Annotated in this window: 1 protein-coding gene; it reads left to right on the top strand. The window is 76.0% G+C overall.

Features of this window, described 5'->3' with window-relative positions; all coding sequences use genetic code 11:
* Window positions 1-70: 70 nt before the first annotated feature.
* On the top strand, window positions 71-14,803 hold a 14,733-nt coding region (locus KUM38_RS32505), incomplete at its 3' end, for a non-ribosomal peptide synthetase (protein WP_217134798.1).

Below are 14,803 nucleotides of genomic sequence, written 5' to 3'. Positions count from 1 at the left end.
GGGTTTTCCCGGTCCGGCACCGAGGTCGGGCCACGCTCGCCGCTCATCCGTACGCCTGGGAGTTACGCACGTGCTAGACGACCACCCTCGTGGCCTGCCGCTGACCCCGGGGCAGTCGGGCATCTGGTTCGGCCAGCAACTGGCACCGGAGAGCCGCGCCTACAACCTCGGCATCTACGTCGACATCGCCGGTCCGCTCGACCTCGCGCTGCTGGCCGAGGTGACGCGCCGCTTCCTCGACGAGGCCGACGGATTCCGCGTCCGGATCGGGGAGCACGAGGGCGAACTGCGCCAGTGGGTCGAGCCGGCCGGCGCGTGGGAGCAGCTCTTCGTCGACGTGTCGGCCGAGGCCGACCCCGAGGCCGCGGCCCACGCCTGGATGAAGGCCGACATGGCGCGCCCGCGCCTCCTGGGCCACCCGCCGAACCTCACGAGCGCGGTGATCCGCGTCGCCGGGCAGCGCCACTGGTGGTACTCGGGCATCCACCATCTGATCAGCGACGGGTTCGGCGCCGGGATCGCCGTACGGCGCGCGGCGGCCCTCTACACGGCGCTCTCCGAGGGGCGCGACCCCGCGGCGGGCGCCCTGCGGCCGCTCCGGGAACTGCTGGACGAGCAGGCGGCCTACCGGGCCTCGGACGACTTCCGCGCCGACCGGGCGTACTGGCTGGAACGGATGGCCGGCCGGCCCGCACCGGCCGGGCTGGTGGAGCGGGCCGCGCCGCCTTCCGCCCCGGTGCGCCGGCGGACCTCATGGCTGAGCCCCGAGACCGAGTCGGGGATGCGGAAGGTCGCGCGGAGCGGCCGGTCGAGCTGGCCGGCCGCCTTCGTCGCGGGCGTCACCGCCTATCTGCACCGGATGACCGGGGCGGACGACCTGGTGCTGGGCTTCCCGGTCACCGCGCGCGTCGGTTCCGTCGCGGAGGCCGCCCCCGGCATGGTGTCCAACGTCGTCCCGCTGCGGCTGAGGGTGGACCCCGGTCTGACGTACGGCGAGCTGACCGCCCGGGTCGCGGCCGAGATGAAGAACGCGCTGCGGCACCAGCGCTATCCGGAGGCGGACCTCGCCCGCGACCTCGGTCTCTCCGCGGGGGGCCGGCTCTACGGGCCGCTCGTCAACGTCATGCCGTTCGGCCAGGACTTCACCTTCGGCGGCCTCCGCGGCACTCTGCGCAGTCTGGCCGTGGGACCGGTGGCCGACCTGTCGGTCGCCTGCTACGGCGGACGCCCGGGACAGCGCGACGCGATCGAGGTCGTCGTCGACGGGAACCCCGAGCTGTACTCGGCCGGTGAACTGGCCGGACACCACGAGCGGTTCCTGCGGCTGCTGGAGAGGCTCACCGCGGGGGACGACGCCGCCGCACGGCCGATCGGCCACGGTGACCTGCTCGACGAGGACGAGCGCCGGCGCGTGCTGGGCGGCTGGTCCGGTGGTGCCGGAGCCGCCGGCAAGGTCGTTCCCGCCGGGGAGAGCGACGCGGAGAGCGACCCGTGGCGGCTGGTCGCGGCGCAGGCGGCCCGAACCCCGGACGCCGTCGCGGTGGCCGCCCGGGGAACGTCCCTGACGTACGGCGAACTGGTCGGCCGGGCGGCCCGGCTGGCCGGCGTCCTGGCCGGTCACGGAGTGGGGCCGGAGGACCGCGTGGCGCTGGCGCTGCCACGTTCGGTGGACCTGGTGACCGGTGTGCTGGCCTGCCTGCGTGCCGGCGCCGCCTATCTGCCGCTGGACCTGTCGCACCCGGTGGAGCGGCTGGAGCTCATGGTGGCCGAGGCACGGCCGGCCGTGGTCCTGACGACGGCCGAACTGGACGGGCGGGTGCCGCGGGGCCCGCGACGCGTGCTGACCGACGGGCCGTGCGACGTCGCCCCCGCCGACGCCCGTACCCGTGCCCAAACCCATATCCACGCTCATGCCCCCGCGGAGGCCGGCGTCGCGGTGCCGCCCGCCACGGTGCACGGCTCGGCCGCGGCGTACGTCATCTTCACCTCGGGGTCGACAGGACGGCCCAAGGGCGTGGTCGTCCCCCGGTCGAGCCTCGCCAATCTGCTGCTGGACATGGCCGGGCGGGCCGGCCTCGGCGGCGGCGACCGCCTGCTCGCCGTGACCACGCTGGGCTTCGACATCGCCAACCTGGAGCTGCTCGCGCCCCTGGTGGCCGGTGCCGCGGTGGTGGTGGCCGGACCCGACGAGACACGCGACCCGGCACGACTGCGGCGGCTGCTGCTGACCGAGGGCGTCTCGGTGATGCAGGCGACGCCGAGCCTGTGGCAGGCGGTGTCCGCGGAGGTCGCCCCCGTCCTCGGCGGCGTCCGGGTCCTCGTCGGCGGTGAGGCGCTGCCGGGCGCGCTGGCGCGTGAACTCCTCGCGTCCGCCGCGTCGGTGACCAACGTCTACGGACCCACGGAGACGACGGTCTGGTCGACCGCGGCGGACCTGTCGGCCGAGGACGCCGAAGCGGCGACGGTCACCATCGGACGGCCGATCGCCGGTACCGCGGTGTACGTGCTGGACGGGGCGGCGCGACCCGTGCCGCCCGGAGTGGTGGGCGAGCTGTACATCGCCGGCGCCGGACTGGCGCGCGGGTACGCGGGACGGCCCGGCCTGACGGCCGAACGCTTCGTGGCCGACCCCTTCGGCGCCCCCGGCACCCGCATGTACCGGACCGGCGACCTCGTACGGTGGACGCCGGACGGCCGGCTCGCCTACGTGGGCCGGGCGGACCAGCAGGTCAAGGTGCGCGGACACCGTATCGAGCCGGGCGAGATCGAAGCCGTGCTCGAGCGGCAGCCGGGCGTGGACCGTGCCGCCGTCGTGCTCCGCGAGGACACACCGGGCCGGCGGCAGCTGACGGCGTACCTCGTCCCGGGCACGGAGCCGGTGGCGGGTGAGCGCGAGCTGGCCGCGGCGCTGGCGCGGAGCCTCCCCCCGTACATGGTGCCCGCCGCCTTCGTGACCCTCCCGGAACTGCCCCTGACGGCGAACGGCAAGCTCGACCGCGCCGCGCTGCCCGCGCCTGCGGCGGCCGTCCCCGGTGGCGGCCGGACGCCGCGGAACCCGGTCGAGGAGACCCTCTGCCGGCTCTGCGCCGGCCTGCTCGACACACCGGGCGTGAGCGTCGACGACGACTTCTTCGCCCTCGGCGGCGACAGCGTCTCGGCGATGCGCCTGGTCGCCGCCGCACGCCGCGAGGGACTGGCCATCGCCCTGCGCGACGTGTTCGAGCACCCGACCGTGGCGGACCTCGCCGCCCGCGCGCTCCCGCGGGAGGACGCCACGGGCGACGCCTCCCCGGTACCGGAGTCCTCGGACGCCGCCCTGTTCGCCGAGGCGGAACTCCGGCGCCTGCGCGCCCGTTACCCGCGACTCTCGGACGCCCTGCCCCTGACCCCCGTGCAACAGGGCCTGCTGTTCCAGTCCCTGCACGACGCGCAGGCCGCCGGGGACGACGACTACACCGTGCAGCTCGGCTTCACGGTCGAGGGCCCGCTGGACGGGCACCGGCTGCGTGCGGCCTGGCACGCCCTGGTGCGCCGGCACCCCGTCCTGCGCTCCGCGTTCGTCGCCGACGCCGCCGACGTACCGGCGCAGGTGGTGCTCGACGACGTCGAGCCGCCCTGGCGCGACGTGGACCTCACCCAGCCGCCCACGGACACCGACGACCGGGAACGGGACCGGCGGCTGCGGCAGGTCGCCGCCGAGGAGCGGGCCGGACGCTTCGACCTGGCACGCCCCCCGCTGCTGCGGATCGCCCTGGTGCGGCTCGCCCCCGAGCGGCACGCCGTGCTCTTCACCCACCACCACATGCTGCTCGACGGCTGGTCGCTGCCCCTGCTGGGCCGTGAGCTGTTCGCGCTGTACCACGACGAACCCCTGCCGCCGGTGACCCCGCCCCGCGCGTACCTGTCCTGGCTCGGACGGCAGGACCGCGACGCGGCCCGCGCCGAGTGGAGCGCCGCGCTCGACGGGCTCGACGCACCGACGCTCCTCGTGCCGGACGCCACTCAAGCGGCGGAGCCGGCGCAGGGCCGGTACACCGTCGACCTGCCGGCCCGCACCACCGACGCCCTGCGGGACCTGGCCGCCGCGCACGGCCTCACCCTCAACACCGTCGTCCAGGGCGCCTGGGCCCTCCTCCTGGCCGGGCTGACCGGGCGCGACGACGTCGTGTTCGGCACCACGGTCGCCAGCCGTCCCGCCGAGATCGACGGGGCCGAGTCCATGGTCGGGCTGTTCGTCGACACCGTCCCCGTGCGCGTACGGCTGCGTCCGGCGGACGACCTGCTCGGTGTCCTGCACGGGATGCAGCGCCGGCAGTCGCGCCTCACGGCCGCCGCGCACCTGGGCCTGCCGGACATCACCCGTCCGACCGGGCTCGACCGGCTCTTCGACACCGTCCTGACCTTCGAGAACTTCCCCGTCGACCCGGCCGCCTTCCGGCCGGGCCCCGGCCTCGGCATCACCGATCCGCACGTCCACGCGGGCACCCACTACGCGCTGACGCTGCTGGTGGTGCCGGAGACCGCCGGACTCAGCCTGCGGTTCGGCTACCGGACCGGCGTCTTCTCACCGGAGGACGTCGCCCTCGTCGGCGAACGGCTGGTGCGGCTGCTCCAGGGACCGGTCGCCGACCCCACCCGGACCGTGGGCGCCGTCGACGTGCTCCTCCCGGAGGAGCGGCGGCAGGTGCTGGCGGAGTGGAACGACACCGCCGTGCCGGTGCCGCCCGTCACCGTGCCCGAACTGGTCGCGGCACGGGCGGCGGCCACGCCCGACGCGACCGCCGTGGTGTACGGGGACGGCGGGGACGGTACCGAGGAGCTGACGTACGCCGAGTTCGACGCCCGGGTGGCGGCGCTCGCGGCGCTGCTGCGCGAGCGCGGGGCCGTGCCCGAGACCCGCGTGGCCGTCGCCGTGCCGCGTTCGGCGGACCTGCTCGTCGCCGTCCACGCCGTGCTGCGCGCGGGCGCGGTGTACGTGCCGGTGGACCCGGACCTGCCGGCGGAGCGGATCGGACTGTTGCTGGACGACGCGGCCCCGGCCTGCGTCCTCACCACGCGCGGCCTCGTCGAGCGGTTCCCCCGCCTGAGCGGCCCGGACACGGTCCTCCTCGGGGACGGCGCGTCCGCCGGCGACGGCGGAGCCCTGTCCTCGCCGGTCCCCGTGGCGCCCGGCTCGGCCGCGTACATGATCTTCACCTCGGGCTCGACCGGCCGCCCGAAGGGCGTCGTCGTCTCCCACGAGGCCATCGCCAACCGGGTGCTGGGCATGCAGCGGGAGTTCGCCCTGACCGCCGACGACCGGGTGCTGCACAAGACGCCCGTCGGGTTCGACGTGTCCGTGTGGGAGTTGCTGTGGCCGCTGACCACGGGCGCCACGGTGGTCGTGGCACGCCCCGGCGGGCACCGCGACCCGCAGTACCTGGCGGCGGCCGTCGAGACCCACCGGGTGACGACGGTGCACTTCGTCCCGTCGATGCTCCGGGTGTTCCTCGACGTCCTCGACGAGCCCGCCGCGGCCGCGGCGGGGGCCGGGCTGCGGCGCGTGATCTGCAGCGGCGAGGCGCTCGAGGCCGAACTCGCCGACACCTGCCTCGGCCTCCTCGGCGTTCCGCTGTTCAACCTGTACGGGCCGACCGAGGCGGCCATCGACGTCACCCGGTGGAGTTGCCTCCCCGCCGGGACGGGCACCACGCCGCCCGCAGGGACGGGCACGGTCCCCATCGGCGGTCCGGTGGACAACACCCGGGTGTACGTGCTCGACGCGGCGCTCCGGCCGGCCGCCCCGGGCGTCGCGGGTGAGCTGTACCTGGCGGGACGCCAGCTCGCCCGCGGTTACCCGGCCCTGCCCGGGACGACCGCGCTCCGCTTCGTGGCCGACCCCTTCGGCCCCGCGGGCAGCCGCATGTACCGCACCGGCGACCTGGCGCGGTGGCGCGGCGACGGCACGCTGGAGTACCTGGGCCGGACCGACCACCAGGTCAAGATCCGGGGGGTGCGCGCCGAGCCCGCCGAGATCGAGGCCGCGCTCGCCGGGCACCCGGCGGTGAGCCGGGCCGCGGTGATCGTGCGGGAGGACGAGCCGGGCCGACGGCAGCTCACCGCCTACGTGGTGCCGGCCCTCCACGGACGTGACACGGACGTGTCCGGGTCCGAGCGGGTACGGGCACAGGTACAGGAGTGGAACGCCGTCTGGGAGTCGGTCTACGCGCCCGCCGCCCAGACACCGTCCGCACCGGGCGCCACCGGCGAACCCCCCGCCTTCGGCGACGACTTCTCCAGTTGGGACAGCAGCTACGACGGCCGGCCCCTCCCGCACCGGGAGATGAGCCGCTGGCGCGACGCGACCGTGGAGCGTATCCGCGCCCTGCGTCCCGTGCGCCTGCTGGAGATCGGCGTCGGCGCGGGCCTGCTGCTGTCGCGGCTCGCCGGGGACACCGAGACCTACTGGGCGACCGACTTCTCCGCCGCGGTGATCGGCACGCTGCGCGACCGGCTGCCCGGCCACCTCGCCGGCCGCGTCACCCTGCGACACCAGGCGGCGGACGACACCGAGGGCCTGCCCACCGGATTCTTCGACACCGTCGTACTGAACTCGGTGATCCAGTACTTCCCGGACGCCGGCTACCTGGACCGGGTGATCCACGCCGTCACGCCGCTGCTGGCCCCCGGCGGGCGGATCTTCGTCGGTGACGTACGGGACCTGCGGGCCGCCCGCGTCTTCGAGACGGAGAAGCACCTCGTCCGCCTCCCTCCGGGCCGGCACACCGGCACCGCGGCGCTGCGCCGGTCCATAGGCCGGGCCCTGCTGAACGAGAACGAACTCCTCGTCGACCCCGCCTGGTTCACCGGCCGGACCGGCCCCGGCGGCCCCTTCACCGCCGCGGACGTCCAGGTCAAGCGGGGCGGGTACCGCAACGAACTGAGCCGCTACCGCTACGACGTCGTCCTGCACACGGCCCCGGCGGCCGTGGCGACGCCGGCCGACAGCCACGACGCCGGCGACGGAACGGACCTGGACGGGCTGCGGCGCATCCTGTCCACGGCCCGCCCGGCCCGACTGCGCGTGTCGGGGCTCCCCGACGAGCGCACGGCCCGGCAGGTCCTGGCGGCCCGGCGGCTGGACGAGGGGGCCGAACCCGCCCGTGCCGCGCGCGTCCTCGCGGACGACGTCCCGGTGCCCGGCGCGGTGGACCCCGAGGACCTGTACGCCCTCGCCGGGGAACTGGGCTACCGGGTGGCCGTGGCGCCGTCGGTGACCGGCCCCGGCGCGGTGGACGCCGTCTTCCGGCGCACGGACACCCCGGACTCCCCGACCGGTGAAGTGCTGTGCGCCTACCGGGCCGCGACGGAATCCGTCCCGGCCCGGGCGCGGCACACCAACGAGCCGGGTCTCGCCCGCAGGCTCGCCGTGCTTCCGGCCGAACTGCGGACCCTGGCCGAACGCACCCTGCCGGAGGCCCTCGTGCCCGCCGCCTTCGTGGTGCTGGCGGAGCTGCCGCTCACCACGAACGGCAAGCTGGACCGCGCCGCCCTTCCGGCGCCGGACTTCGCGGCCGCACCGGACAGCCGGGCGCCGCGCGACGCGACCGAGCAGGCCCTGTGCACTGTTTTCGCCCAGCTGCTGGGCCTCCCGCACGTGGGGATCGACGACAGTTTCTTCGCGCTGGGCGGCGACAGCGTGCTGGCCATGCGGCTGGTGGGCGCCGCGCGCCGGGCGGGGATCGGCCTGGCCGTCCGTGACGTCTTCGCGCACCCCACCGTCGCGGCCCTCGCCTCCGTGGCGCGGGAGGCCGAGGACACCGGCGTCACCGAAGTGCCGGAGGCGGCACACGAGGAGCCCTTGCTGCCGGTACCGGCGCCGGTGCGCGAGCGGCTGACCGCCCCGTACCCGGGTCCGGCGGACATGCCGATCCTCCCGCTGACACCGTTGCAGGAAGGACTGCTCTTCGAGTCCCTGGCCGCCGCGCAGGCGGGGGAGGCCGGTCGGGCCCGGGTGGACGACTACACCGTCCAGCTGTCGCTCACGCTGGAGGGCCCCCTCGACCCGACCCGGCTGCGCACCGCCTGGGCCCGGCTGCTGGCCCGGCACGGCAGCCTGCGGGCCGCCTTCGTGCACGACGCGGACGCGGGCCCGGTGCAGATCGTCTCCGGCGAGGTGGAACCGCCCTGGCGGGAGACGGACCTGTCCACGGCCGACGGGCCGGAGCGGGAGTCGCGGCTGGCCGAGCTGCGGGCCGCGGAGCGACGGACCCCGTTCGACCCGGCGCGGCCGCCGCTGCTGCGCGTGGCGCTGGCCCGGCTGGCCCCGCACCGGCACACGATGATCGTGACCTACCACCACATCCTGCTCGACGGCTGGTCACAGCCGCTGCTGCTGAACGAACTGCTGACCGCCTACGCCGAGCCGGACTCCCTCCCCCCGGCGCCGCAGTTCGAGCGGTACCTGTCCTGGCTCGCCCGGCAGGACAAGGACGCGGCACGGCGGGCGTGGCGGCAGGCGCTCGACGGCGCCGAACCGACCCTCGTGGTGCCGGTGACCGGCAGCCGGACCGACCACGACGACACCGGCAGCACGGCGTACGCACCCGGGCACGAGGTCGTGGAGCGCCTGCTGCCCCCGGACCTGACGTCCCGCCTGACCGCGCACTGCCGCCGCCACGACCTGACACCGGCCACCCTGGTGCAGGGCGCGTGGGCCACCCTGATCGGCGCGCTGACGGGCCGTGACGACGTCGTCCTCGACGCTCCGAACGCGGGCCGCCCGGCCGACGTCGAGGACGTGGAGTCCGTCATCGGTCTGTTCATCAGCACCGTTCCGGTGCGGGTGCGCCTCGACCCGGTGCGGCCGATGGCCGCCGTCCTGCGCCGGCTGCAGGACGAGCAGTCCCGTCTCGCCGCCCACCAGCACCTCGGTCTGCCGGAGATCCAGCGGCAGACCGGTGCCGGAGCGCTCGCCGACACGATGGTGGTGTTCCTCAACTTCCCGCTGGACCCGGCCGTGTTCCGGCCGGCGGACGGCATCCGCGTCTCCGCCGTCGACGGTGGGGTGGCCACGAGCTACCCGCTGCGGCTGCTCGCCACCCCCGGCGAGCGGCTGCACCTCACCCTCGGCTACCACACCTCCGCCTACGACCGGGCCGCCGCCGAAGCGCTCATGGACCGGCTGGTGCGCCTCTTCGAGGAGCTCGGCGACGGCCTGGACCGGCCCGCAGGACGCGCCGGCGTCCTCACCCCGCGCGAACGCGGCCACCTGCTGACCGCCTGGCAGGGAGCACAGGACGGGAGCACGGCGGACGGCACCGTCACCGGCGTCCTCGAGGCCCGGGCGGCCACCGCCCCCGACGCCCCGGCGGTCCTCTTCGGGGACGAGCGGCTCACCCACCGCGCACTGCACGCCCGCGCCAACCGCCTCGCCCGCCTGCTCGTCTCCCGGGGCGCCGGGCCCGAACGGACCGTCGCCGTCGCGGTGCCCCGCTCCCCGGACCTGGTGGTGGCCCTGCTGGCGGTCCTCAAGGCCGGCGCGGCGTACCTCCCGGTGGACCCCGGTTACCCGGCGGACCGCATCGCGTACATGCTCGGCGACGCCGGGCCGGTGACGGTGCTGACCACCACCGGGGCGGCCGCGTCGCTCCCCGAGGACGCCCGCTCCGGCGCCGTACGGCTCGACGCCCCCGACACCGGACGCGCGCTGCGCGCCCTGCCGGACGGCGACCTCACCGACGACGAGCGCACCGCGCCGCTGAGGCCCGGCCACCCGGCCTACGTCATCCACACCTCGGGCTCCACCGGGCGGCCCAAGGCGGTCGTGGTGCCGCACGAGGGAGTCGCCGCCTACTTCTCGTACCTGACGTCCGGGACCGCCCGGCTCGGCCCCGACGACGTCGTGCTCAACCTGGCGTCCGTCTCCTTCGACCCCTCGGTGCGCGACATCCTCGGCACCCTGGCCGTCGGCGGGCGTGTCGTCATGGTGCCGCCCGACGAGGCCAACGACGCCCGTGCCCTCGTCCGCGCCATGCGCCGCCACCGGGTCACCGCGCTGCTCTCCGTCGTACCGTCCCTGCTGGTCGCCCTGAACGAGGAGGCGGCACAGCTGCCCGCCGGCGAACGCCCCTCCCCGCGGCTGGTGATGACCTGCGGCGAAGCGCTCACCGAAAGCCATCTCCGGCAGACGGCCGCCCTCGGGAACCCGCTGGTCGTCAACCAGTACGGGCCCACCGAGGCGACCATGAGCAGCACCTTCCAGGCGGTGGACGAGCCCGGGGCACTGCGGTCCGGCGGGCGCTTCCTGATCGGCCGTCCCCGCCCGGGCGTCCGCGCCTACGTCCTGGACCACCGGCTGCGCATGGTCCCCGCCGGAACGCCCGGCGAGCTCTACCTGGCCGGTCCCGGCGTCACCCGGGGTTACGCGGGCCGCCCCGGTCCGTCCGCCGAGCGCTTCCTCGCCGACCCGTACGGCGGGCCCGGCACCCGCATGTACCGCACCGGCGACCTGGCCCGCTGGACCGCGGACGGCCGCCTGGACCACCTCGGCCGCGCCGACCACCAGGTCAAGGTGCGCGGCCACCGCGTCGAACTCGGCGAGGTCGAGGCGTTCCTGGAGAGCCACGAGGCGGTCGCCCGCGCCGTCGCGGACGTACGCCGGGACACGCCCGAGGGCGACCTCCGGCTGGTCGCCTACGTCGTCCCGGAGACCGGGGCCGGAACCGTAACCGGGCCCGAGAGCGCCCCGGCCCCGGCCGAGCTGCGCCGCCACGCCGCGGCCGGCCTGCCCGGCTACATGGTGCCCTCCGCGTTCGTCGTCCTGGACCGGCTGCCGCTCACCCCCAACGGCAAGGTCGACCGCCGCGCCCTGCCCGACCCCGGCGCCGCGGACGGCTCCGCGGCGGACGGCGGCCGCGAGGCGCGCACGCCGCTCGAGGAAGTGCTGTGCGGCCTGTACGCGCGGCTCCTCGGCGTCGGCCGGATCGGCATCGACGACAGCTTCTTCGACCTGGGCGGACACTCACTGCTCGCCACCCGCCTCGTCGCCCACCTGCGCAACGCGCTCGGCGCCGACCTGCCGGTCCGCGCCGTCTTCGAGGCCCCCACGATCGCGGAACTCGCCGAACGCGTCGCCGCCGCCGCAGGCGCCCCGCCCCGTCCCCGTCCCGCCGCCGGCCCCAGGCCCGACGACGTCCCGCTGTCCTCCGCCCAGCGCCGCCTGTGGTTCCTGCACCGGTTCGCCGAGGGCACCACGGACGGCTACCACATGCGGGTGGTGCTGAGGCTGCGCGGTCCCCTCGACCTCCCCGCGCTGCGCGCCGCGCTCGCCGACCTGACCGCCCGCCACGAGGCGCTGCGCACCGTCTTCCCCGACGTCGACGGCCGTCCCCGCCAGGAGATCCTGGACGCCGGTTCCGAGCGGGCCCGCCCGGAACCGGAGGCGGTCCGCGTCGCGGAGGCGGACCTGGCCGCCGAGCTGGAGCGGACCGTCCGCCGGCCCTTCGACCTGGCCGCCGAGATCCCGCTGCGGGCGGCCCTGTTCGAGCTGGGGGAGGACGACCACGTCCTGGCGCTGGTGCTGCACCACATCGCCGCCGACGGCTGGTCGTTCGGACCGCTGGCGGCCGACCTGTCCACCGCCTACCGCAGCCGTACGCGGGGGCGGGCGCCCGACTGGGCCCCGCTGCCCGTCCAGTACGCCGACTACAGCCTGTGGCAGCACGACCTGCTCGCCGACGACGGAGCGGACGGGGTGACGGACCGTCAGCTCGCGTACTGGCGGCAGCGGCTCGCGGACCTGCCGGACCGCATCGACCTGCCCGTGGACCCCACCACCGGCGCGTCAGGTGACACCACCACCGTCGCACCGGGCGACTCCACCGGCACCGCGCCCGGTGGCTCGTACCTCTTCCACATCCCGGCACCGCTCCACGCCCGCCTGGCGGAGCTGGCCCGCGAGCACTCCGCCACCGTCTTCATGACGCTCCAGGCCGCCCTCGCCGCGCTGCTGACCCGTCTCGGCTCCGGTACGGACATCCCGCTCGGCACGGCCGTGGCCGGGCGCGGTGACGAGGTGCTGGAGGACCTCGTCGGATGTTTCGTCAACACGCTCGTCCTGCGCACCGACACCAGCGGCGACCCGGACTTCCGCGAGCTGCTGCGGCGGGTGCGGGAGACCGACCTCACCGCCTACGCCCACCAGGACGTGCCCTTCGAGCGTCTCGTCGACCACCTGGGCGTGACCCGCTCCCTGGACCGCAACCCGCTGTTCCAGGTGATGCTGGCCGCCCAGCCCGAGCTCACCCGCGACGCCGTCGAACTCCCCGGCCTCACCGCCGAGCCGATCCGCGTCGGCGCCGCCACCGCCCGCTTCGACCTCTCCTTCAACATGGCCGAACACCGCACCCCCGAAGGCGCTCCGGACGGGATCGACGGCCGTGTCGAATACCGCGCGGACCGCTTCACCCCCGCGACGGTACGGCTCCTCACCCGGCGCTGGACCCGGCTCCTGGAGTCCTTCGCCGACGACCCGGACCTCACCGTGTCCCGGGCCGCCACCACCGCCGACGACGAACGCCGGCGGGTACTCACCGACTGGAACGACACCGCCATGGACGTCCCGTCCGCCACCGTGCCCGAACTCCTCGCCGACCGCGTCGCGCGCACCCCGCACGCCGAGGCCGTCGTCTGCGGTGCCGACCGGCTCACCTACGCGCAGCTGGACACCCGCGTCGACGCCCTCGCCCGCCGCCTGCGCGCGCTCGGGGCCGGACCGGAGCGCCGCGTCGCGGTGCTCGTCCCGCGCTCGGCGGGCCTGCCCGTGGCCCTGCACGCGGTCCTGCGCACCGGCGCCGCGTACGTGCCCGTGGACCCCGACCTCCCGGCCCAGCGCATCGCCCTGCTGCTCGCCGACACCGACCCGGTGTGCGTGGTGACCACGGAGGAGACGCGCGGCCTGCTGCCCTCCGCCGTGCGGGCCCCGGCCCTGCCGCTCGACGGGCCGCCCGGACCGCGGGACGACGCCTCCGGGCCCGCCGGGTTCGCGGCGCCGCACCGCGACAGCACCGCCTACGTCATCCACACCTCCGGCTCGACGGGGCGCCCCAAGGGCGTCGCCGTCCCGCACCGGGCCGTCGTCAACCGTCTGTGGGGCATGCAGGAGCAGTACGGTCTCCGGTCCGACGACCGGGTGCTGCACAAGGCCTCCGCCGGCTTCGACGTCTCCGTGTGGGAGCTGTTCTGGCCGGTGCTCGCCGGCGCCGCCGTGGTCGTCGCCGAGCCCGAGGCGCACCGCGACCCCGCCCGGCTCGCCGAGCTGATACGGGACCGGTCCGTCACCACCGCGCACTTCGTGCCGACCGTCCTGCGCGCCTTCCTGGACCAGCCGGCCGCCGCCGGCTGCACCGGGCTGCGCCGGGTGTTCTCGGGCGGCGAGGCCCTGCCCGCCGGCCTCGTACGGCGCTTCCACGACGTGCTCGGCGCCTCGGGTGCGGCTCTGTTCAACCAGTACGGTCCCACCGAGGCCACCGTCGACGTCACCTGGTGGCGCTGCCCCGCCGACCCCGAGGGCCCGCCGCCGCTCGGCCGGCCGGTCGCCAACACCCGCCTGTACGTCCTCGACGCGGCCCTGGAGCCGGTGCCGCCGGGCGCCTCCGGCGAGCTGTGGATCGCCGGTGCCCAGCTGGCCCGCGGCTACCTGGACCGCCCCGGCGCCACGGCGGAGAGCTTCGTCGCCGACCCCTTCGGCCCGCCCGGCGCCCGGATGTACCGCAGCGGCGACCTCGCCCGCTGGACGGACAACGGCGAACTGGAGTACCTGGGCCGCGTCGACGACCAGGTCAAGATCGGCGGCGTACGCGTCGAGCCGGGCGAGGCCGCGGCCGCGCTCGGCGAGCAGGAGGGCGTGGGCGCCGCCGTGGTCGTGGCCCACGGGGCTCCCTCCGGCGGCCGGCGCCTGGTCGGCTACGTCGTGCCCGAACGGGGCCGCACCCTGGACGGCGGACAGGTGCGCCGCCGGGCCGCCGACACCCTGCCCGAGTACCTGGTCCCCGCCGAGATCATGGTGCTCGACGCCCTCCCCGTCACCCCCAACGGCAAGCTGGACCGCGCGGCCCTGCCCGTGCCCGACCCCACCGGCACGGCGGACGGAGGACGCGCGCCGCGCACCCCGGCCGAGGAGACCCTCCGCGGCATCTTCGCCGAACTGCTCGGCGTCGATGCCGGGAGCGTGGGCACGGACGACGGGTTCTTCGCGCTGGGCGGGGACAGCATCATGTCGATCCAGCTGGTCAGCCGGGCGCGGCGGGCCGGCCTGGTCCTCACCCCGCGTGACGTCTTCACCCACCAGACGGTGGCCGGACTCGCCCGGGTCAGCGGGCGCGCGGACGACCGGCCGGCCGTCCGCGCCGAGGACGACGGGACCGGACCCGTCGAACTCACCCCGATCGTCCACCGGTTGCGCGAGCGTCACGGACCCGTCGACGCCTTCCACCAGTCGGTGCTGCTCCAGGTCCCGGCCGGGCTGGGGGAGGAGCGGCTGACGACGGCGGTGCGGGCACTCCTTGACCACCACGACGCCCTGCGGCTGCGGCTGACCCGGACGGCGGGCGGACTGGTCTGGGCGCTGGAGGTGGGTGAGCGGGGCTCGGTGGACGCTGCCGCGTGCGTGCGCCGCACGTCCCTGGCCGACGCCGACGTGGTGGCCGAGGCGCGGGCCGCGGTGGCGCGGCTGGCGCCGGAGTCGGGCGTGATGGTGCAGGTGGTGTGGTTCGACGCGGGCGCGGAGGCCCCGGGCCGGCTGCTGGTGACCGTGCACCACCTG

Origin of the sequence: Streptomyces sp. AC558_RSS880, from assembly GCF_019049255.1 — a bacterium.
In the GTDB taxonomy this organism is placed as follows: Bacteria; Actinomycetota; Actinomycetes; order Streptomycetales; family Streptomycetaceae; genus Streptomyces.
The sequence above is the reverse complement of the archived record's forward strand: the minus strand, read 5'-3'. Positions and strand labels throughout refer to the sequence as shown.